Below are 20579 nucleotides of genomic sequence, written 5' to 3'. Positions count from 1 at the left end.
CTAACACGAGCCTACGATGACGGATCGCAATTGCCCACGATATCCTAACGGACACTAACGTTATTCACTGGTCAGGATTTAGTTGTATTCGCATCGCGCCACACAAGGACCAGTTGCTTCCGGCGACCGGAGGAAAATCCTTCCGCATTCCGTCTTGAATTCGCACGTCTCTCGCTCGCTCTGATCTTATGGGACACTTACATTCTGCCCGACCCTCGCTGATTTCTGCATGGCCGTTCGGTCATGCCTGGAGTGAACGCATGACAGACGCCACCTTTCGTCCTGCCCCGACAGCCTTGCCCGGCGGGCCAGGCCTTGCGGCGCTCGCCGCGCTTCTCCTCGGCAGTCTGGCGCTCGGCGCCGCCTATGGCCCGCGCCAGGGTGCGCTCCTGCTCTTGGGCGGCGCGCTGGGCCTGACGCTCTATCACGCCGCCTTCGGCTTCACCTCCGCCTGGCGTGTCTTCATCCTGGAGCGTCGCGGGCGCGGCCTGCGCGCGCAGATGGCGATGCTGGCGCTCGCCGTCGTCCTGTTCTTTCCCGCGCTCAGTGCCGGCACGCTCTTCGGCCAGCCGGTGACGGGTCTCGTCTCGCCGCTCTCGACCGGCGTCGTGGTCGGGGCGTTTCTGTTCGGCATCGGCATGCAGATGGGCGGCGGCTGCGCGTCGGGCACGCTGTTCACGGCCGGCGGCGGCAACGCCCGCATGCTGGTGACGCTCCTCTTCTTCGTCGTCGGCTCGGCGCTCGCCACCGTGCATTTCGACTGGTGGCTGTCGCTGCCGGCCCTCCAGCCGGTCTCGCTCGTCCAGACGCTCGGCCCCCTGCCCGGCATCGCCGTGTCGCTCGCCTTGTTCGCCACGATCGCGGCCGTCACCGTCTTCGCCGAGCGTCGCCGCCACGGTGCGCTGGAGACGGAAGCGGCGCCGGCCACCCGCGGCTTTTCCCGGTTCGCACGCGGCCCCTGGCCGCTCGTCGCCGGGGCGCTGGCGCTCGCGGTCCTCAACTTCGTGACGCTGGCGCTCGCCGGCCGCCCCTGGGGCATCACCTCGGCCTTTGCGCTCTGGGGTGCCAAGGGCGCCGAGATCCTCGGCTTCGAGCCCTCGACCTGGGCCTACTGGCAGACACCCGCCAACGCCCGGGCCCTGTCGCAGAGCGTCTTTGCCGACATCACCTCGGTGATGGACTTCGGCATCATCGCGGGCGCCATGCTGGCGGCGAGCCTTGCCGGTCGGTTCAGCCCGAGCCTTCGCATTCCGCTGCGCTCGCTCATGGCGGCCGTCCTCGGTGGCCTTCTCCTCGGCTACGGCGCGCGCATCGCCTATGGCTGCAACATCGGGGCCTATTTCTCCGGCATCGCGAGCGGCTCGCTGCACGGCTGGCTGTGGCTCGTCGCGGCCTTCGCGGGCAACGCGGTCGGCGTGCGGCTGCGCCCGTTCTTCTTCGGCGAGCGCCGCGGCGGGCGCGTCGCCCGCGGCGACGGCGCCTGAAGCGCTCGCGAACGGGAATGGCGGCGTAAAACCCCATTCCCGTCCGGCCCGCAAAGCCTTATAGGCGTTTGGCATGAGCCAGACGCCTCTTTCCCGCATCCGCAACTTCTCCATCGTCGCCCATATCGACCATGGCAAATCGACGCTCGCCGACCGGCTGATCCAGCTGACGGGGGGCCTCGACGCGCGCGAGATGGCGGGCAAGGAGCAGGTTCTCGATAACATGGATATCGAGAAGGAGCGCGGCATCACGATCAAGGCGCAGACCGTGCGCCTGACCTATCCGGCCAAGGACGGCGAGACCTACGTCCTTAACCTCATCGACACGCCGGGGCACGTCGACTTCGCCTACGAGGTGTCACGCTCGCTGTCGGCCTGCGAGGGCGCGCTCCTCGTCGTCGACGCCGCGCAAGGCGTCGAGGCGCAGACGCTCGCCAACGTCTATCTCGCGCTCGACAACGATCTCGAGATCGTGCCCGTCCTCAACAAGATCGACCTGCCCGCCGCCGAGCCCGACAAGGTCAAGGAACAGATCGAGGAGGTGATCGGCATCGACGCCTCCGAGGCCGTGATGATCTCGGCCAAATCCGGCATCGGCATCGAGGACGTGCTGGAAGCCATCGTCAAGCGCCTGCCCGCCCCCAAGACCGGCGACCGCGCAGCGCCCCTGAAGGCGATGCTGGTGGACAGCTGGTACGACGCCTATCTCGGCGTCGTCGTACTCGTGCGCGTCATCGACGGCGAATTGAAGCGCGGCCAGACCATCCGCATGATGGGCACCGACGCCAAGTACCCGGTCGACCGGGTCGGCGTCTTCACGCCCAAGATGATCAACATGGAGGCCCTTGGCCCCGGCGAGATCGGCTTCATCACCGCCTCGATCAAGGAGGTCGCCGACACGCGCGTCGGCGACACGATCACCGAGGACAAGCGCCAGACCGCCGAGATGCTGCCGGGCTTCCAGCCGGCCCAGCCCGTGGTGTTCTGCGGCCTGTTCCCGACCGATGCCGCCGCCTTCGACGACCTGCGCGCCGCCATGGGCAAGCTGCGCCTCAACGATGCGTCCTTCTCGTTCGAGATGGAGTCCTCGGCAGCATTGGGCTTCGGTTTCCGCTGCGGCTTCCTCGGGCTGCTCCATCTCGAGATCATCCAGGAGCGCCTGTCCCGCGAGTTCGACCTCGATCTCATCGCGACCGCCCCGTCGGTGGTCTACGAGATCAAGATGCGCAACGGCGAGACCGTGATGCTGCACAATCCGGCCGACATGCCGGACACGATGCAGATCGAGGCGATCTACGAGCCCTGGATCAAGGCGACGATCCTGACGCCGGACGACTATCTCGGCAACATCCTGACGCTCTGCCAGGAGCGCCGCGGCATCCAGGTCGACCTGTCCTATGTCGGCAAGCGCGCCATGGTCACCTACGAGCTGCCGTTGAACGAGGTGGTCTTCGACTTCTACGACCGCCTGAAGTCGATCTCGAAGGGCTACGCCTCGTTCGACTACCAGCTCGCCGACTATCGCGAGGGCGACCTCGTGAAGCTCTCGATCCTCGTCAATGCCGAGCCGGTCGACGCGCTCTCCATGCTGGTGCACCGGACGCAGGCCGAGAAGCGCGGCCGCGCCATGTGCGAGAAGCTGAAGGAGCTGATCCCGAACCACCTCTTCAAGATCCCGATCCAGGCGGCGATCGGCGGCAAGGTGGTGGCGCGCGAGACGATCTCGGCGCTGCGCAAGGACGTGACGGCCAAGTGCTACGGCGGCGACGCCAGCCGCAAGCGCAAGCTCCTCGACAAGCAGAAGGAGGGCAAGAAGCGCATGCGCCAGTTCGGCAAGGTCGACATCCCGCAGGAAGCCTTCATCGCCGCCCTGAAGATGGACAGCTGACGGCACACCCCGTTCCCGACGGCGGGCCTTGCCCGCCCCTGCCCGCGCCTTGACGGCGACGGGCCCCTCCCCCGCTTTGACGAGACCGACGATGCAGCCATTTGTCCTGACGGTGACGTGTCCGACGGCGCGCGGCATCGTCGCCGCCATCTCCACCTATCTGGCGGGCCAGGGCTGCAACATCATCGACAGCGCCCAGTTCGACGACATGGCGGCGGGCCGCTTCTTCATGCGCGTCGGCTTCCGCTCCGAGGAGGGCGTCGGGCTGGAGGCGCTGCGCGAGGGCTTCGAAGCCGTCGCCGCGCCCTTCTCGATGACCTACGAGATCTTCGATACGCGCATGCCCATGAAGGTCCTCCTCATGGTGTCGCGCTTCGGTCACTGCCTCAACGACATCCTCTATCGCTGGCGCATCGGCGCGCTGCCGATCGAGATCGTCGGCGTCGTCTCCAACCACCTCGACTACCAGAAGCTCGTGGTGAACCACGACCTGCCGTTCCACCACGTGCCGGTGACCAAGGCCAACAAGCCGCAGGCCGAGGCGCGCATCCTCGAGATCGCGGAGAGTGCGAGCACCGAGCTCATCGTTCTCGCCCGCTACATGCAGGTGCTCTCGGACGCGATGTGCCAGAAGATGTCCGGCCGCATCATCAACATCCACCATTCGTTCCTGCCGAGCTTCAAGGGCGCGGCGCCCTACAGCCAGGCCTACGACCGCGGCGTGAAGCTGATCGGGGCGACGGCACACTACGTGACCGCCGACCTCGACGAGGGCCCGATCATCGAGCAGGACGTCGCGCGCGTCACGCACGCCCAGTCGGCGGCGGACTACGTGTCGATCGGTCGCGACGTCGAGGCGCAGGTTCTCTCGCGTGCGATCCACGCGCATATCCATCACCGCGTCTTCCCGAACGGCGACCGCACCGTGGTCTTCCCGGCCTCGCCCGGCGGCTACGCCTCGGAGAAGATGGGCTGATGGCTCACCCCTTCATCCAAGTCGGATAGGATGGGCCGCGGGCATCGCCCCCGGCCCATTTTCGTCAGCCGATCGTCATCAGGCTGGCATTGCCGCCCGCGGCCGCCGTGTTGACCGAGGTCGACACCTCCTCGACCAGCCAGCTCAAGCAGATCGCCTCCGGGTCGTCCCGCAGCGCCTCGCCGGTCGTCGCCTGCACGAGCACGAGCGGGCCGTCGAGCGCGGCGATGCGGGCGTTGACGTCCTGGACGCGAGCCGCGTCCCCCTCGATGAGCGCCCCGGCAAACGGCCCTGCCACCGCCCAGTCGGACGCATGGGAGACGCGCGCGGCAACGCTGGCCGGCAGGTCGGCGAGCGCCGCGAGGCCCGCGCCTTCGTCCACCACCGCGGTGTTGCCGGTCGCGAGTGCGGCCGCGAGGAGACGCCGCAGGCCCGCTTCCGTTTCCGGCACGAGAAGCACGCGGCCGCGCGGATGGAGCCCGTAGAGGTTGGTCTCGCCGACCGGCCCGGCCAGTTCGCGCACGAGCCCGATGCCGGACCGCTCCGCCATGTCGCGCGCGGCCGCGCCGTCGGCGGCATGGCCGCGCTCCTCGAGCCAGCGCGCGAAATCGATCAGCGCCTCGTCGGTGTGCGGCATGCCCTCGCGCATCGGCACCGGCGCGCGGGCGACGAGGCGGCCGAGATAGAGCGGCCCGCCCGCCTTCGGGCCGGTGCCCGACAGGCCCCGTCCGCCGAACGGCTGGACGCCGACCACCGCGCCGATGACGTTGCGGTTGACGTAGAGGTTGCCGGCCTTCACGCGGGCGGTCACATGCGCCACCGTCTCGTCGAGACGGGTGTGGAGGCCGAAGGTCAGGCCGTAGCCGGTGGCGTTGATCGCGTCGACCAACGCGTCGAGGTCGTCGCGGCGGTAGCGCAGGACATGCAGGACCGGACCGAACACCTCGCGCTGCAACTGGGCGAGATCCCGGATCTCGATCAGCGTCGGGGCGACGAAGGTGCCGTGGGCAGCCTCCTCCGGCTGCGGGAGTCGCTCGACCGTGAGGCCGAGGCCCCGCATCCGCTCGACATGCGCCTCGATCCCGGCGCGCGCCTCCTCGCTGATCACCGGGCCGACGTCGACGGCGAGGCGATCGGTGCGGCCGAGGGCGAGCTCGTTCATCGCGCCCTTCAGCATGGCGAGCGTGCGGTCGGCGATGTCCTCCTGCAGGCACAGGACGCGCAGCGCCGAGCAGCGCTGGCCGGCCGAATCGTAGGCCGAAGCGATCACGTCGGCGACGACCTGCTCGGCAAGCGCCGAGGAATCGACGATCATCGCGTTCTGGCCGCCGGTCTCCGCGATGAGCGGGATCGGCTTGCCGGCGGCCGAGACCCGCGTCGCGAGTTCGGCCCCGATCAGACGCGCGACCTCGGTCGAGCCGGTGAACATGACCCCGGCCGTCTCGGGCGCCGCCACCAGCGCCGCGCCGACGCGGCCGTCGCCCGGCACGAACTGCAGCGCCTCCGCCGGCACGCCCGCCTCGTGGAGGATGCGGACCGCCTGGTAGGCGATCAGTGGCGTTTCCTCGGCGGGCTTGGCGATCACCGGGTTGCCCGCGACGAGCGCGGCGGCGACCTGGCCCGTGAAGATCGCGAGCGGGAAGTTCCACGGGCTGATGCAGACGACCGGCCCGAGCGGCGGGTGCGAGGGGCCGAGCCCCGAGCGCGCCTCGGCGGCGTAGTAGCGCAGGAAGTCCACGGCCTCGCGCACCTCGCCGACGGCGTTCGCCGCCGTCTTGCCGGCCTCGCGCATGATCGTGCCCATCAGCGGACTGATGCGCTCCTCCATCAGGTCGGCGGTGCGCTCGAGGCATGCCGCGCGGGAGGCGGTCGGCAGCGCGCTCCAATCCTGTCCGCGCGCCGCCGCCTGCAGCACCGTCGCGACCGCATCCGGGGAAAGCTCCCGGACCGTGCCGACGGCATCGCGGTGGTCGGCCGGATTGCGGACCGTGCGTTGCGCGCCGGCGGCATCGTCAGCGCCTTCGGCGAGAAGCGGATGTGCCGACACCGGCTCGGCCGCGGACGCGGCAAGCTCGGCCGACAGCCGGGCAAGCACCGTCTCGTCCGACAGGTCGAGGCCGCGCGAGTTGACGCGCTCGGGCGCGAAGAGGTCGGCGGGCGCCGCGATTGCCTCGTGTGGGGCGCCGATCGTCGCCTCGGCCGCGACGAGCTCGGTCGGATCGGCGATCAGCGCGTCCACCGAGACCTTCGGGTCGGAGATCCGGTTGACGAAGGAGGAGTTGGCGCCGTTTTCGAGAAGCCGACGCACCAGATAGGCCAGCAGCGTCTCGTGCGTGCCGACGGGCGCGTAGATGCGCGCCGGGCGGCCGAGCTTCTCCGGGCCCACGACCTCGTCGTAGAGCGGCTCGCCCATGCCGTGGAGGCACTGGAACTCGTAGGCGTCCGGCGCGGCGTCCCGCCCGGCGAGGTGGTAGATCGCGGCCAGCGTCTGCGCGTTGTGGGTGGCGAACTGCGGGAACACGACGTCGCGCGCCGCCAGGAGCTTTCGCGCGCAGGCGACATAGGCGACGTCGGTGTGGACCTTGCGGGTGTAGACCGGGAAGCCCGTCAGCCCGTCTACCTGCGCGCGCTTGATCTCGGCGTCCCAGTAGGCGCCCTTGACGAGGCGCACCATGATCCGCCGCTCGGCGCGGCGCGCGAGGTCGATGATCCAGTCGATCACGAAGGGGCAGCGCTTGCCGTAGGCCTGAACGACGAAGCCGAGGCCGTTCCACGCCTTCAGCACCGGATCAAGCGCCAGCGCCTCCAGAAGGTCGAGCGAGAGCTCCAGCCGGTCGGCCTCCTCGGCGTCGATGTTGAGGCCGATGTCGTAGCGCTTGGCGATCAAGGCCAGCGCTTTCACGCGCGGCAGAAGCTCGGTCATGACGCGGGTCGCCTGCGCGCGCGCGTACCGCGGGTGCAGCGCCGACAGCTTAATGGAGATGCCCGGTCCCTCGACGACGCCGCGCCCGGCCGACGCCTTGCCGATCGCATGGATGGCGTTCTCGTAGTCGCGATAATAGCGCTGGGCGTCGGCGGCCGTCGTCGCGGCCTCGCCGAGCATGTCATAGGAGTAGCGGAAGCCACGCGCCTCCAGGGGCTTCGAGCGCTTCAGCGCCTCCTCGATCGTCTCTCCGGTGACGAACTGCTCGCCCATCATGCGCATCGCCATGTCGACGCCGCGCCGGATCACCGGCTCGCCGGCCCGCGCGATGAGGCGCGTCAGCGCGGCCGACAGCGTGCGGTCGCTGACCGTCGTCGTCAGCTTGCCGGTGACGACGAGACCCCAGGTCGCGGCGTTGACGAAGAGCGAGCGGCCGGAGCCGACATGCGACTTCCAGTCTCCGTCCGCGATCTTGTCGCGGATGAGGGCGTCGCGCGTCGCGGTGTCGGGAATGCGCAGAAGCGCCTCGGCGAGGCACATGAGGGCGACGCCCTCCTGGCTCGACAGCGAGTATTCGCGCACCAGCCCTTCGACGCCCGTGCCCTTGTGCTTGGCGCGAAGCGCCTCGATCAGCCCCCTCGCAGTGCGCGCGACCGGCTCGCGCAGCTCGGCCGGCAGACGCGCCGCCTCGACCAGCAGCGGCAGGCATTCGGTTTCCGGACGGCGATAGGCCGCCGTGATCGCCGCCCGCAGCGGCGTCTGCCCGGAGATCGGCGGCGCAAACCGCGCGAACGGCGCCGGCCCGTCGGATGGAACGGTGGTGGGACGGTCGAGGGTCTCGGACATCGAAGGGCTCCGGGCGCGGCGGATGGGACGCACGGATCATACGCCAGCCCTTGCCAGCGATCCGACTTGTGTTGAGCCCGGTTTGGTCCGTATGGATCGATCTTGGCGCCGTTTTCAGGACAAACGAACCATGGACGAGCCCCACTTGGGCGATCTGGACGCCTTCGACCGGCGAATGCTCGATATTCTCGCGGAAAACGGCCGCATCTCCGTCACGGAGCTGGCGAGCCGCGTCGGCCTGTCGAAGACGCCTTGCCAGATCCGCTTCCGCCGGCTGGTGGAGGGCGGCTTCATCGACGGGTTCAAGGCGGTGATCAACCCCGCCCGCATCGGCCTCGACCACGTCGCCTTCACCGAGGTGAAGCTATCCTCGACCGGCGAGGATGCGCTCGGCGCCTTCAACGCGGCCGTGAAGAAGATCCGGGAGGTGGAGGAGTGCCACCTCATCGCCGGGCGCTTCGACTACCTCCTGAAGGTGCGCACCCGCGACATCCGGCGCTATCGGCAGGTGCTCGGCGAGGTGATCTCGAACCTGCCCTACGTCGCGAGCACGTCCACCAACGTCGCGATGGAGGCGATCAAGGAAAAATGACAGGGAACCCACCTGTCGCCGGGATGCCACGCGGCAACCGCAAGTGGCACAGGCGCACCGGTTGCCCCTGTCCGCGGCGGCTTGGCCGACTAGATGCCTTGCCTTGGAATTTCAGAACCGGCCGATGAACGAAACCCGATCCGACCTGACGCCCGATGCGAGCCTGCTCGCGGGGCGTGACGACACGCGCTCGCGGGCGCTGTTGCGCAGCGGCCTTCTGGAGCGAGCGGGCGAGACGCAGTTCCGCCTGATCGCCGAGCACGTGCGCGTGATGCTCGACGTGCCGGTCGCGCTGGTCACGCTGATCGGCAGCGACCGACAATTCTTCGCCGCCAGCCCCGGCCTGCGAGAGCCCTGGGCGAGCGAAGGCGCAACGCCCCTCGACATGTCCTTCTGCCGGCACGTGGTCGAGGACGGCCGGCCCGTGATCGTGCCGGACGCCCATCGCGACCCGGACTTCTGCGACAACGGGGCCGTCGAGGCGCTCGGCGTCGTCGCCTATCTCGGCGTTCCCCTGCGGCTCGGCAACGGCGAACTGGTGGGCGCGCTCGCCGCGATCGACGGCCAGCCCCGGCCGTGGACGGACGGAGACCTCAAGCGCCTCGCCTCGGCCGGCGAGCTCGTGATGTCGGCGATGGCCGAGCGCCTGTCGGACGCGCGCTGGCGCATGATCTTCGAGCAGCTGGAGGAGGCCTTCATCCTCGGTCGCCTCCAGCGCGACGAGACGGGCCGCGTGGTCGACTGGGTCTACGAGGAGGTCAACCGCGCCTGGTACGCTCTGACCGGCCTTCCCGAAGGCTCGGCCGTCGGCCGCAGCGTGCGGGACGTCCTGCCGGGCGTCGAGGAGGAATGGATCGACGAGTTCGCCGCGGTCGTCGAGACCGGCGAGGCGCGGCGCTTCACCCGCCGCGTCGGCACGCTCGGCCGCTGGTACGAGGGCATCGTCCGGCCGGTGGGCGAGGACCGCTTCACGGTGATCTTCCTCGATGTCAGCGACCGGCTGGCGAAGGAGGAGGCGCTGCGCAACAACGAGGCGCGCATCCGCACGCTCGTGGACAGCATGCCGATCGGCGTGGCGCTGGCCGAGGCGCCGTCGGGACGCATCCTCATCGCCAACCGGCGTCTCGGACGGCTGCTCGGCGTCGAGCCTGGCTCGCTGCCCGCGATCTCGGACGCGCTCTTCGCAGGGCTGCGCGAGGACGGCGCCCCGATGGCGCACGACGACCATCCCCTCGCGCGCATCGCGAGCGGCGCGACCGACAGCGCCGCGATGGAGATGCGCACGGGTCGGCCGGAGGACGGAGGCCGCTGGATCGAGGTGCAGGGCAGCGCGGTCAAGGACCGGCATGGCCGCACGGTCGCCGCGGTCGTCGCCGTCAGCGACATCGAGGGGCGCAAGCGCGACGACGAGCAGCGCATGCTTCTCAACCACGAGCTCGCGCACCGCCTGAAGAACACGCTCGCCGTGGTGCAGTCGATCGCCACGCAGACCCTGCGCGGGGCGCCCGACCTCGCCACAGCCCGCGCCAGCCTCGGCCAGCGCATCCGCACCCTGTCGCAGGCGCACGACATCCTGCTCGCCGGTCGGCGCGATGCGGGCTCGGTCGAGGCCATCCTGCGCGCCGCCGTCGCGCCGCACGATCCCGATGAGCGGATCCGGCTGAACGGCCCCGCTGTGATGATCGGCCCGAAGGCCTCGCTCTCGCTCGCCCTGATCGGCCACGAGCTGGCGACCAATGCCGTGAAATACGGTGCGCTGTCGGCCCCGGAGGGCGGTGTCGAGGCGCGGTGGACGGTCGGCGAATCGCCCGATGGTTCGAGCGTCCTCCTTCTCGACTGGCGGGAGGCCGGGGGCCCCGCCGTCGAGTCGCCGGCCCAGAAGGGCTTCGGCACGCGGCTGATCGAGATGGGCCTGCCGGGTTCGGCGAGCGGATCGGTGACCATTCACTACGAGCCGGCGGGCCTGCGCTGCCGCATGGAGGCTCGCCTCAACGAACTGCAGTCGCAGGACGAGGTCTGAGGCGACGCGCGTTCGGCGGCGATCTCCACCAATGCCGGAATGACGCGATGGATCGAGGTCGCTCGAAAGATCAGCCCGCCGATCACACGAACTGGTTGTGCGCGAGCGACTTGTCTCATGCGCAAGTTTATTTGTCAGACTTACAAGTAGTTTAATGATGGGTGGCGACGGATGAGACAAAACGGCTTCATGAGCCAAACCCATCCTTCGACCGGCGCCGCTTCCGCATCCTCGCCTGCTCCGCAGGTCGAGGACGGAAGCATGGTGCAGCACCTCCTGTCGATCTCGAAGTCGACCAGGGCCTTCCTGTCGCTGCTCCTCATGGAAATCGACCTGCATCCGGGGCAGGACCAGCTTCTCGCACGCGTCGAGCCCGGCGTGCCCGTCAGCGTTTCGGCCTTGGCCGACCAGCTTTCGGTGCGACCGTCGACGGTCTCTAAGATGCTGGACCGCCTGATGGAGAAGAACCTCGTCGAGCGCACCGCCCACAGCCACGACGCGCGCCGCACCATGGTCATGCTGACCCCGGCTGGCGAGACGGTCCGCGGGCGGGTCAACGCCTTGTGGGAGAAGCTCGAGGGCGATCTCGCCTCGGCGGTCGCCCCCGGGCGGCGCGACGATCTCCTGACGGCGCTGCGCGAGGCGGACGAGCTCCTCACCGCGAAGCTTCGCCGGCTTCGCTGACCGCTACGGAGAGCGCTCGGGACGCGGGACGCGTGCGCTAGGCAGGCGTCGGCTTTTTGCATATGCTAAGGGCCTTGCTGCAGTTCCGAAAGAAGCCTCCCATTTCCGTGACGAGTTCCTCCTTCACCTCCCGCCGCACGGCACTGAAATACGGTCTGGGTGGAGCGCTTTCGCTGCTCTGGGCCCATCGCGCGTCGGCCCAGCAGCCTGCAGCCCCCGGCACGCCCGTGCCCGCCCCGGCAGCGCCCGCAGCGCCGCCGCCCACCGTGGTGGACCTCAACGCCTTCACCTACGACGCCCTGTCGAACGCCATGCGCGCGCGCGCCGCAGCGCCCTGGAGCGAGCCGCCGCGCGACCTGCCGCAGCCGATCGCCGACCTCGACTACGACAGCTACCGTCGCATCCTCTACCGGCGCGACCAGACGATCTGGGCGAACGAGCCGCTGAACTTCCACCTGCAGGCCTATTTTCCGGGCTTCCTCTACAAGGATACGACGCGCCTCTTCATCGGGGACGGCACGCATTTCCAGCCGCAGGTCTTCTCGGGCGCGAACTTCGAGTTCCTGGCGCCGCTCGACCCGTCCGCCTTCCAGAACCTGCAGCTTCCCGGCGTCGCCGGCTTCCGGCTGAACTACCCGCTCGACCGGCCCGACCTCTACGACGAGCTCGTGTCGTTCCTGGGCGCCAGCTACTTCCGCGCGCTCGGCATGAACAACCGCTACGGCCTGTCGGCGCGCGGTCTCGCCATCAACACGGCGACGGCGGCGGCGGAGGAGTTCCCGCGCTTCACCGCCTTCTACATCGTCAAGCCGCAGCCGGGGCAGGAGACGATCCAGATCTTCGCCGAGCTGGAGGGCCCGAGCCTTGCCGGCGCTTACGCCTTCAACGTCCGGCCGGGCGTCGAGACGCAGATCGACGTGACGGCCCGGCTCTACTTCCGCGGCGAGGTCGAGCGGCTCGGCGTCGCCCCGCTCACCTCGATGTACCATTTCGGCGAGAACGACCATAACGAGCGCGAGGATTTCCGACCGGAGGTGCACGACAGCGACGGGCTGTTCATCCTGCGCCCGACCGGCGAGCGCCTCTGGCGTCCCCTGAAGAACCCGGAGGAACTCGCCCTCTCCTATTTCGGCGAAACCTCGCCGCGCATGTTCGGCCTCCTGCAGCGCGATCGTGACTTCTCGCACTACGAAGACGTCGAGGCGCATTACGAACTTCGTCCCTCCCTCGTCATCGAGCCGATGGGCGACTGGGGCCGTGGCATCGTGCAACTCGTGGAGATTCCGACCGACTCGGAGGTCAACGACAACATCGTCGTCTTCTGGGTGCCGGAGGAGAAGCCGGCGGCCGGCTCCCAGTTCGAGTTCCGCTACCGGATGCACTGGGGCTACGTCGACCACATGGAGACCCATCAGGCCGTGGTCGGAGCGACCTATGCCGGGCTCGGGGGCAACGCCGCGGATACCGGGACCACCAATCTCCGCCGCTTCGAGATCAACTTCGTCGGCGGCACGGCGCAGAACCTGCCGGGCGACGCGGTCGTGGTGCCCATCCTCGAGGTGCCGGACACAGCCCGCCTCGTCCACAGCGGCGTCAGCCGCCTGCCGGGCGGCGGCTGGCGCCTGTCGATCGAGCTGGAGAAGCTCGACGCTTCGCCGGTCGAACTGCGGGCCAAGCTCTCGTTCAACCAGCGCATCATCTCCGAAACCTGGCTCTACCAGTGGACGGGCCGTCCATGAGGGGGCCGACGACGTTCTTCGCCGGCCGCACCGATGCCGAGACGGCGACGCCGCCGGAGCGCTTCTTCGACGCGCGCCCGGCCGGCATGCTGGTGGGCCGGCCGGATCTCACCGAGGAAGACCTCCTGGCCGCCATCGCCGAGCGGCTGGTCTTCGAGGGCCGGACCGGGCCCGAGCCGCAGGTCGTGATCGAGGCGGCGCGGCTCGGCAAGCGGAAGGCCCTCGCCTTCCTGCGCAAGCTGCTCCTGCCGCCGCCGCGCGCGCCGCTCTCCATGCCGGTGCGCCCGATCCTGCGCGAGCACATGACGCGGACCGACGAGGAAATGCGCTAGACGCCTGTCCGGCTAAGCGCTTTTCCACAACCGGATCTCCAGCCCAGTGCGACGGGCGGCAACCGCCTGAAACGTAAGGCATACGACACGTTCGGGCGGCCTCGCGCGCTCTCCATTGCGTCGTCCCTCACCGCTTCACCATCCCCTCGCGCCTTGCCCGCGCCCCACCCTCGCGAGATATCGCTCAGAGGGACATGACGCTTGCACGGTTCATTCACGACCGCGCGGGCGAGTGCGTAACGAGTCAACCACAGCATCCATGACAGTCTCATCCCGGCGCTCTCCCACGCCGCGCGATCATCGCATCGACTTCTACCGCGGCATCGCGCTCCTGATGATCTTCGTGAACCACGTGCCCGGGGTTCTCTGGGAGCACTTCACCTCGCGCAATTTCGGCTTCTCCGATTCGGCCGAGCTTTTCGTGTTCCTGGCAGGCGTGTCCTGCGCGCTCGCCTACGGCCGCAGCTTCTTCGAGCGCTCCGGCCTGATCGCCACGATCCGCGCCGTCCGCCGGGCAGGCGTTCTCTACCTCAACCACATCGCGCTCACGATGATCGTGGCCAGCCTCTACGCCTTCGCCTCGCTCGCGACCGGCGACGGCCGCTATCTCATGCAGCTCGGCTTCGGCTACTTCCTGTCGCGCCCGGTCGATACGCTCGCCGGTATCGCGACGCTCGGTCATCAGTTCGCCTATCTCAACATCCTGCCGATGTATGCGGTGCTGCTCCTGATGCTGCCCCTCATGCTCGGCTTGGTGCGGCGCCTCGGCCTGCCCGGTCTTCTGGGGGTCTCGTGCGTTGTCTGGCTCGCATGCGGTCTCCTGCGGCTGAACCTGCCGAACCATCCCAATCCCGGCGGCTGGCAGTTCAATCCGTTCGCCTGGCAGTTCCTCTTTGCGATCGGTCTGGCGGTCGGCCTCGCGAAAGCGGGCGGGCAGGCGCTCGTCGCCTATTCGCGGCCGCTCTACATCGCGGCGCTCGCCTATCTCGGCGTCTCCTTCCTGTTCGTGTGGGCCTCGCTCTGGGGCTGGGAGCAGACGCTGCCGCTGCCGGCCTTCGCGGTCCAGTTCGACAAGACCTACGTCTCGCCGCCGCGCCTCCTGCATCTTTTGGCGCTGGTCTACGTGTTCGCGCACGCGCCGAGCCATTCGCCGCTGCAGCGGGTCGGCCGCGACAACCCGTTCGCGCTTCTCGGGCGCCATTCGCTGCCCGTCTTCGCCGTCGGCACGGTGCTGTCGCTTCTCGCCCAGCTCCTGCGGCTCAACCGCGAGCCGTCGCTCGCCTTCGACACGGCGCTGATCGTGCTGGGGCTCGGCGTCCACTTCGCGCTGGCGCTGTTTCTCGACTGGTGGCGCGCCGTGAATGCACCCGTGCCCGTCGCGGACATGGCCTCGCCGCGCGAGCGCGACGCCGCAGCGGGCGTGAGAGCGCGGGCCTGAGGCGAGATCGCGACATCGTGCGCGGGCCCCCGTGCCTTGGGGACGGCACACCGCTATAAGGCGGGGGCCGGATGGACCGGCCGGAGGACCGCCCCTTGAAGGATGCCAGCCATCCCTTCTTCCGCCCGCTCTGGCGCCGCGTGGCGCTGGTCGCCGTCTGCGCCACGTGGACGGTGGTGGAACTCGTCGTCGGCGATCCGACCTGGGCAATCATGACAGGCGCGATCGGCGCCTATGCCGCCTGGACTTTCCTGATCGCCTACAAGCCCGTGGCGGACGAGCCGTCGGCGGACCGGGAGCCCGGACCGCCCGCCGGAGCCTGATTTCAGTCGCGGGTGGCGACCCCGGCCTGCGCGAAGGTCGCCATGCCGTTGTGGCAGGCGACCGCGGCCTTCACCACGGCGGCGGCCACGGCCGCGCCCGTGCCCTCGCCGAGCCGCATGCCGAGCGCGAGGAGCGGCACCTTGTCCATGTGACGCAGCGCCTTCTGGTGTCCCGGTTCGGCCGAGACGTGGCCGAACAGGCAGTGATCGAGCGCCCGCGGGTCCATCGCATGCAGCACGGCGGCGCTGGCGGTCGCGACGAAACCGTCGATGATGACGGGCACACGCTGCATCCGCGCGGCCAGGATCGCGCCGGTCATCGCCGCGATCTCGCGCCCGCCGAGACGCCGCAGCACCTCCAGCGGATCGGCGAAATGGCTGCGGTGGAGCTCCAGCGCCTCGTCGACCACCACGATCTTGCGCGCGATGCCGGCGGCGTCATGCCCCGTACCCGGCCCCACCCAGTCGGCCGCGGTGCCGCCGAACAGCGCCGCGAAAAGGGCAGCAGCCACCGCCGTGTTGCCGATCCCCATTTCGCCGAGGATCAGGAGATCCGGCTCGCCGGCGAGGCACTCCATGCCGAAGGCCATCGTGGCCGCGCAGTCGCGCTCACTGAGCGCCGCCTCCTCCGAGATGTCGGCCGTCGGGTAGTCGAGCGCGAGATCGAAGATCTTGAGGCCGAGGTCGAACGTGGCGCAGATCTGGTTAATGGCGGCACCGCCCGCCGCGAAGTTCTCCACCATCGACTGGGTGACGGAGGGCGGAAAGGCCGACACGCCCTTCTTCGCGATCCCGTGATTGCCCGCGAAGACCGCGACCACCGGCCGGTCGACGGTCGGGGCGCGCCCCTGCCAGGCCGCCATCCATTCCGCGATGTCCTCCAGCCGACCGAGACTGCCGGACGGCTTCGTCAGTTCCTCCTGCCGGTGCCGCGCGGCATGGCGCGCCGCCCCGTCGGCCTTCGGCATCTGGCGAAGGAGGGCACGGATGTCGTCGAAGGGAAGGCCGGTGGCGGACATGGTGGCTCCGGAAGGATCGGGCTTTCAGTTGGCGGGGTGATAGGCGCAAAGCCGGAGCTTCGCAAACCCGGGCGGCCGACTGCGACGGCGCGGCCGCAGCGCGGCTTCGTGTAGGCTGCGAGCCATGATTCGCCTCGTTCACAGCGTGCTGCGCGCCTGCGCCTTCCTGACCCGCCTCCCGACGGTGCCGGCCGCCTTTGCCGGCGCGCCGGTGCCGCTTGGGCGCGACGCGCCGGCGTTTCCCGTGGCCGGCATCCTCGCCGCTGCCCTGCCGGCCCTTGTCCTCCTCGGCCTCCTTGCAGCCGGCCTCGCGCCGCTCGCCGCCGCAACAGCCGCCGTCCTTCTCCTCGTCGCCCTCACCGGCGCGCTTCACGAGGACGGGCTCGGCGACACGGCCGACGGGATCTTCGGCCATGCCGACCGGGATCGCGCCCTCGCGATCATGAAGGACAGCCGGATTGGCACCTATGGGGCGCTGGCGCTGATGGGCTCGCTGGCCCTGCGCATCTCGCTTCTGGCGGCGATCGCTCAACTATCCGGGCCCCATGCGGCGCTCGCGCTCCTGGCGGCGGCGGCCGGCAGTCGCGGCGCGATGGCGCTCCTGTGGTCCGCACTGCCGAGCGCCGATCCCGGCGGGCTCGCCGATCGCGTCGGGCGCCCGTCCGGCCGACGTGGCGCGGCAGCTGCCTTGGTCGGCCTCGCGCTATCGGCAGCCCTGACGCTCCCGGTCTTCGGATGGAGCGCGCTCGCGTTGCCGCCGGCGCTTGCCGCACTCGGCTGGTTCTGGCTGCGCGGCGTCCTCCTTCGACGTTTGGGCGGGCAGACGGGCGACACGCTCGGTGCCTGCCAGCAGATCGACGAGATTGCCTGGCTCCTCGGTCTTGCGCTGATCAGCCGATAAGGGCGATCGCGACCGCCGCGACAAGGAGGAGGTCGCAGGTCCGGGCGAAGAGGATGAGGGCCTTGCGGATGTCGGCGGCCGTGGCCTCGCGCCGGCCCGGAGCGTGGAGCATCGGCGCGTCCACGACGAGTTCGCCGTAGCGGCGGGGCCCGCCGAGCGCCAGATCCAGCGCGCCGGCCACCGCCGCTTCCGGCCAGCCGGCATTGGGCGAGCGATGGCGCGGCCCGTCGGCAAGGGCCGCGCGGACGGCGCGGCCGGCGGCCCGGCGTCCGAGGATCATGCCGGTCACCGCCGCTAAGACGGCGGCCGTCAGGCGGGCCGGCACGAGATTGGCGAGGTCGTCGAGGCGCGCAGCGGCCCGGCCGAAGGCGCGGTGCCGCTCGCTGAGATGGCCGATCATCGAATCGGCGGTGTTCAGCATCTTGTAGGCGACGAGGCCCGGAAGCCCGAAGAGGGCGAGGAAGAACAGCGGAGCGACCACCCCGTCGGAGGCGTTCTCCGCAAGGCTCTCGATCGCCGCGCGCGACACTCCCGCTTCGTCCAGCGCCTGCGGATCGCGCCCGACGATCATCGAGACCGCCTTCCGCCCGGCCGGCAAGCCCTCCCGATCCAGAGCCTCCGCAACGCGCCGCACATGATCGGACAGGCTCTTCTGCGCGAGGAGGATCGAGGCGAGCGCGGCTTCGAGGACGAGGCCAGGCCAGCCGAGCGGGGCCAGGACGAGGTGGATCGCATGGCCGAGAAGCGCGGCCAGCATCAGGAGGACCAGGATCGACGCGAGGCCGGCAAGGCGCCGGACACCGTCCGGCCAATGCGGCCGGTTGAAGGTCCGGTCGGCGGCCGCGATCAGCGCGCCGAACCCGGCGACGGGATGCGGCACCCGTCGCCACACCGCGTCGGGATCTCCCACCAGACGGTCGATGGCGAGCGCAAGGGCGGCGAGGGCTCCGCTCAAAGGCCCACCTCCCGCCGCGCCCCAACGAGCGCCCGCGCAAGTCGCGCCGCCTCCCCCTCGTTGCGGACAAGGCCGAAGCGCAGCCAATCGGCTGGGTCCGCAAAGGGGCGCACGAGAATGTGCCGGCGCGCCAGCGCTTGGAACACGGCGCCGGCGTGCAGGGTCTCGACGAGGGCGAAGAGACCGGCGTCGCCCTGCGGCGTGAAACCGGCATCCGCAATCGCGTTGCGCGTCTCCCGCCCGCGCGCCGCGATCTCGCGGCGCAGCCTGTCGACCGTCCTAGGGTCCGCCATGAGCCTCGCGCCGGCATGGAGCGCCGGCCCCGACACCGCCCAGGGGCCAAGGCGCGCGGCCAGGCTCGCCGCGAGCGCGGGCGTCGTCAGCGCGAAGCCGAGCCGCAGCCCGGCAAGGCCGAAGAACTTGCCGAAGGACCGCAACACCACGAGGCCCGGCCGACCCGCCTCGCCGGCGAGGCTCTCCCGCGGATCGGCGTCCATGTAGGCCTCGTCGACCACCAGCCAGCCGCCCCGCGCCGCCAGCCGGTCGCCGAGCGCCAGAAGCGAGCGGCGCTCGAAGCGACGCCCGTCCGGATTGTTCGGGTTGACGAAGACGGCCACGGCCACGCCGTCCGGCACCTCGTCCACGTTCGCGACGGCGCAGACGCGGTGGCCGGCCGCCGCGAAGGCGCGCGCATGTTCGCCATAGGCGGGGCGCAGGATCGCCGCCGCGCCGCCGGGCAGGAGGTGCGGCAGGAGCGAGATCAGGGCCTGGCTGCCGGGTGCGGCGACGATACCGGCCGTCGCCGTCGCGCCGTAATGATGCCGCGCGGCCTCGTAGGCTTCGCGTTCGAGATCGGCTTCCGGCAGGCGGGTGAAAAGGTCGGAAGGCAAAGGCGGCAGGGGAGCCGGCATCGGATTGATACCCGTCGACAGGTCCAGCCAGTCCTCGCGCCGCCCCCCGAAGCGATCGAGCGCCGCTGAGAGCGCGCCGCCATGGACCAGGTGCGGGTTCATGCGAGATCGATCACATGCGCGAACGAGCCAGACACCCGGCCGCGTCGCAGGCCAAGGGCCCCGAGGTCGTCGCCCAGCGCGTCCGTCGCATCGAAAAGGCGCTCGCCCGCGCCTTCCTCGATGATCGTCGCGTAGTGGAACTCGTGCCCGACGAGCGGCCCGCTCCACGGCCCGCTCGGCCGCGATCGCAGCCGCCGGTAGCCGAGATGCAGCCGCCGCACCTTGAAGGAGGTCGCGAGGGGCAGGAAGCCGAGCATCGAATGGCTGACGCCGTCCGCCGCCTCCAGCCGGTCGCCGAGCACCATGTAGCCACCGCATTCGCCGTAGATCGCGGCGCCGCGGTCGCGCGCGGCCGTCATGCCGGTGCGAAACCCCTCGGCCGCCGCGATCCGGCTCGCATGAAGCTCGGGGTAGCCGCCGGGCAGAAACACCGCATCGGACGACGGATCGGGCCCCTCGTCGGCGAGCGGCGAGAAGACCGAAAGGCTGGCGCCCGCCGCGTGCCACCCGTCCAGAAGGTGCGGATAGGCGAAGGCGAAGGCCTCGTCGCGCGCGACGGCGATGCGGGCGCCGAGCGGCGGGAGGCGGGTCGGTGCCAAAGCCGGGTTTTCACGTGCGGGCACGGCGGCGAGAAGCGTCTCGAAGGCGGCGACGTCCGCCCCTTCCCCGAACCAGTCGGCAGCCCGCTCGAGGAAGGTCTCGAGCCCCGCCGTTTCGCCGGCCTGCACGAGGCCGAGATGCCGCTCGGGCAGGACCAGGGCCTCGCGGCGCGGCAGCACGGCGAGGATCGACGGGCCTAGCGGCTCCAGCGCCGTGCGCAGGAGCGCCTCGTGCCGTGCGCTGCCGACACGATTCAGCACCAGCCCGCAGAACGGGAGGCCCGGCCGGTGGTCGCGAAATCCGCGCACGAGCGCTGCGACGGACTGCGACTGCTTCGCGCAGTCCACCACGAGAAGGACCGGCAGCCCGAGCATGGGGGCGAGATCAGCGGCCGAGCCCGTGCCGTCGGCCGCGCCGTCGAAGAGGCCCATCATGCCCTCGACGACGAGCGGCCGGCCGGCCACCTCGGCCAGCGCATGGATCAGCACGGGGCGCATGGCATAGGGGTCGAGGTTCACCGATGCCCGTCCGGCCGCGGCGGCATGGAAAGCGGGATCGATGTAGTCCGGACCGGCCTTGGCCGGCGCCACCAGAAGGCCGCGCCGACGCGCCCAGCGCAGGAGCGCCAGCGTGACGAGCGTCTTGCCGCTGCCCGATTGCGGCGCGGCGACGAGGAGACCGGGGCGAGACAAGGCGGTGTGCATGGTGGCGGCGCTTTTCGCATGGATGCGCGCCGCCTATAAGAGGCTCGATCGGAAAGTTCCCGGATCGGGATCGGCGGCACGCGCATCATGACCCCTTTGAACCGTCCTGCCGAGCCGCGCACGCCGCGACGCCGGCTCTAGA

Annotated in this window: 16 protein-coding genes; 11 read left to right on the top strand and 5 right to left on the bottom strand. The window is 70.1% G+C overall.

Going from position 1 to position 20579, the window contains the following annotated elements; translation table 11 throughout:
* Positions 1 to 260: 260 nt before the first annotated feature.
* From ACLNGM_RS07650 to purU, 3 genes are all read left to right on the top strand, one after another.
* The gene (locus ACLNGM_RS07650) at positions 261 to 1484 is read left to right on the top strand and encodes a YeeE/YedE family protein (RefSeq protein ID WP_416357827.1); all 1224 of its coding nucleotides are present in this window, start codon (positions 261 to 263) and stop codon (positions 1482 to 1484) included.
* Between the two features lie 73 nt (positions 1485 to 1557).
* Positions 1558 to 3372, top strand: a complete 1815-nt coding sequence (gene lepA / locus ACLNGM_RS07645) for a translation elongation factor 4 (RefSeq protein WP_090962185.1) — start codon at positions 1558 to 1560, stop codon at positions 3370 to 3372.
* 91 nt (positions 3373 to 3463) lie between these two features.
* Complete coding sequence (purU, locus tag ACLNGM_RS07640) at positions 3464 to 4348, top strand: formyltetrahydrofolate deformylase (RefSeq protein WP_416357826.1); 885 nt, start codon at positions 3464 to 3466, stop codon at positions 4346 to 4348.
* Positions 4349 to 4412: 64 nt separating this feature from the next.
* Here the strand turns inward: purU and putA are convergent, their stop codons facing one another.
* Entirely contained in the window at positions 4413 to 8117 is a 3705-nt protein-coding gene (gene putA, locus ACLNGM_RS07635; RefSeq protein ID WP_416357825.1) for a trifunctional transcriptional regulator/proline dehydrogenase/L-glutamate gamma-semialdehyde dehydrogenase, read from the bottom strand.
* Positions 8118 to 8247: 130 nt separating this feature from the next.
* Between putA and ACLNGM_RS07630 the strand changes: the two genes are divergently transcribed.
* From ACLNGM_RS07630 to ACLNGM_RS07600, 7 genes are all read left to right on the top strand, one after another.
* A complete protein-coding gene (locus ACLNGM_RS07630) occupies positions 8248 to 8709 on the top strand; it encodes an Lrp/AsnC family transcriptional regulator (protein WP_090962179.1) in 462 nt (153 codons plus the stop codon).
* A 124-nt stretch (positions 8710 to 8833) separates the two neighbouring features.
* Complete coding sequence (locus ACLNGM_RS07625) at positions 8834 to 10729, top strand: HWE histidine kinase domain-containing protein (protein WP_416357824.1); 1896 nt, start codon at positions 8834 to 8836, stop codon at positions 10727 to 10729.
* 261 nt (positions 10730 to 10990) lie between these two features.
* Positions 10991 to 11413: a MarR family winged helix-turn-helix transcriptional regulator gene (locus tag ACLNGM_RS07620; protein WP_244545936.1), complete on the top strand. Its 423-nt coding sequence runs from the start codon at positions 10991 to 10993 to the stop codon at positions 11411 to 11413.
* Positions 11414 to 11520: 107 nt separating this feature from the next.
* Positions 11521 to 13152: a glucan biosynthesis protein gene (locus tag ACLNGM_RS07615; RefSeq protein WP_416357823.1), complete on the top strand. Its 1632-nt coding sequence runs from the start codon at positions 11521 to 11523 to the stop codon at positions 13150 to 13152.
* A complete protein-coding gene (locus tag ACLNGM_RS07610; protein WP_090962176.1) occupies positions 13149 to 13484 on the top strand; it encodes a hypothetical protein in 336 nt (111 codons plus the stop codon). Before ACLNGM_RS07615 ends, ACLNGM_RS07610 begins: the two co-directional genes overlap by 4 nt.
* 259 nt (positions 13485 to 13743) lie before the next feature.
* Entirely contained in the window at positions 13744 to 14922 is a 1179-nt protein-coding gene (locus ACLNGM_RS07605) for an OpgC family protein (RefSeq protein ID WP_416357822.1), read from the top strand.
* Between the two features lie 95 nt (positions 14923 to 15017).
* Positions 15018 to 15245 carry a hypothetical protein gene (locus ACLNGM_RS07600; protein WP_090962364.1) on the top strand — a complete coding sequence of 76 codons (228 nt, stop codon included), beginning with the start codon at positions 15018 to 15020 and terminating at the stop codon, positions 15243 to 15245.
* A 2-nt stretch (positions 15246 to 15247) separates the two neighbouring features.
* Here the strand turns inward: ACLNGM_RS07600 and cobT are convergent, their stop codons facing one another.
* Entirely contained in the window at positions 15248 to 16264 is a 1017-nt protein-coding gene (cobT, locus tag ACLNGM_RS07595; RefSeq protein WP_416357821.1) for a nicotinate-nucleotide--dimethylbenzimidazole phosphoribosyltransferase, read from the bottom strand.
* A gap of 124 nt (positions 16265 to 16388) precedes the next feature.
* On the opposite strand from cobT, the gene ACLNGM_RS07590 reads away from it, so the two are divergent.
* Positions 16389 to 17165 carry an adenosylcobinamide-GDP ribazoletransferase gene (locus ACLNGM_RS07590; protein WP_416357820.1) on the top strand — a complete coding sequence of 259 codons (777 nt, stop codon included), beginning with the start codon at positions 16389 to 16391 and terminating at the stop codon, positions 17163 to 17165.
* Here ACLNGM_RS07590 and cbiB read toward each other — a convergent pair.
* Genes cbiB through ACLNGM_RS07575 form a run of 3 tightly spaced genes read right to left on the bottom strand, consistent with a single transcriptional unit; the run spans position 17155 to position 20437 of the window.
* Entirely contained in the window at positions 17155 to 18120 is a 966-nt protein-coding gene (gene cbiB, locus ACLNGM_RS07585) for an adenosylcobinamide-phosphate synthase CbiB (protein ID WP_416357819.1), read from the bottom strand. The two genes, ACLNGM_RS07590 and cbiB, sit on opposite strands and share 11 nt — an antisense overlap.
* Positions 18117 to 19133 carry a threonine-phosphate decarboxylase CobD gene (cobD, locus tag ACLNGM_RS07580; protein ID WP_416357818.1) on the bottom strand — a complete coding sequence of 339 codons (1017 nt, stop codon included), beginning with the start codon at positions 19131 to 19133 and terminating at the stop codon, positions 18117 to 18119. Before cobD ends, cbiB begins: the two co-directional genes overlap by 4 nt.
* Positions 19130 to 20437 (bottom strand): cobyrinate a,c-diamide synthase, encoded by a 1308-nt coding sequence (locus tag ACLNGM_RS07575; RefSeq protein WP_416357817.1) that lies wholly within the window; start codon positions 20435 to 20437, stop codon positions 19130 to 19132. Before ACLNGM_RS07575 ends, cobD begins: the two co-directional genes overlap by 4 nt.
* Between the last annotated feature and the right edge of the window lie 142 nt (positions 20438 to 20579).

Origin of the sequence: Aureimonas phyllosphaerae (assembly GCF_047943035.1) — a bacterium.
GTDB lineage: Bacteria > Pseudomonadota > Alphaproteobacteria > Rhizobiales > Rhizobiaceae > Aureimonas > Aureimonas phyllosphaerae.
The sequence above is the reverse complement of the archived record's forward strand: the minus strand, read 5'-3'. Positions and strand labels throughout refer to the sequence as shown.

Coding starts and splice junctions, on each gene's coding strand:
- ACLNGM_RS07590 (WP_416357820.1), top strand. CDS start 16,389: ATGATTCGCCTCGTTCACAGCGTGCTGCGCGCCTGCGCCTTCCTGACC.
- ACLNGM_RS07650 (WP_416357827.1), top strand. CDS start 261: ATGACAGACGCCACCTTTCGTCCTGCCCCGACAGCCTTGCCCGGCGGG.
- ACLNGM_RS07630 (WP_090962179.1), top strand. CDS start 8,248: ATGGACGAGCCCCACTTGGGCGATCTGGACGCCTTCGACCGGCGAATG.
- putA (WP_416357825.1), bottom strand. CDS start 8,117: ATGTCCGAGACCCTCGACCGTCCCACCACCGTTCCATCCGACGGGCCG.
- ACLNGM_RS07620 (WP_244545936.1), top strand. CDS start 10,991: ATGGTGCAGCACCTCCTGTCGATCTCGAAGTCGACCAGGGCCTTCCTG.
- lepA (WP_090962185.1), top strand. CDS start 1,558: ATGAGCCAGACGCCTCTTTCCCGCATCCGCAACTTCTCCATCGTCGCC.
- cobD (WP_416357818.1), bottom strand. CDS start 19,133: ATGAACCCGCACCTGGTCCATGGCGGCGCGCTCTCAGCGGCGCTCGAT.
- ACLNGM_RS07605 (WP_416357822.1), top strand. CDS start 13,744: ATGACAGTCTCATCCCGGCGCTCTCCCACGCCGCGCGATCATCGCATC.
- cobT (WP_416357821.1), bottom strand. CDS start 16,264: ATGTCCGCCACCGGCCTTCCCTTCGACGACATCCGTGCCCTCCTTCGC.
- purU (WP_416357826.1), top strand. CDS start 3,464: ATGCAGCCATTTGTCCTGACGGTGACGTGTCCGACGGCGCGCGGCATC.
- ACLNGM_RS07610 (WP_090962176.1), top strand. CDS start 13,149: ATGAGGGGGCCGACGACGTTCTTCGCCGGCCGCACCGATGCCGAGACG.
- ACLNGM_RS07575 (WP_416357817.1), bottom strand. CDS start 20,437: ATGCACACCGCCTTGTCTCGCCCCGGTCTCCTCGTCGCCGCGCCGCAA.
- ACLNGM_RS07625 (WP_416357824.1), top strand. CDS start 8,834: ATGAACGAAACCCGATCCGACCTGACGCCCGATGCGAGCCTGCTCGCG.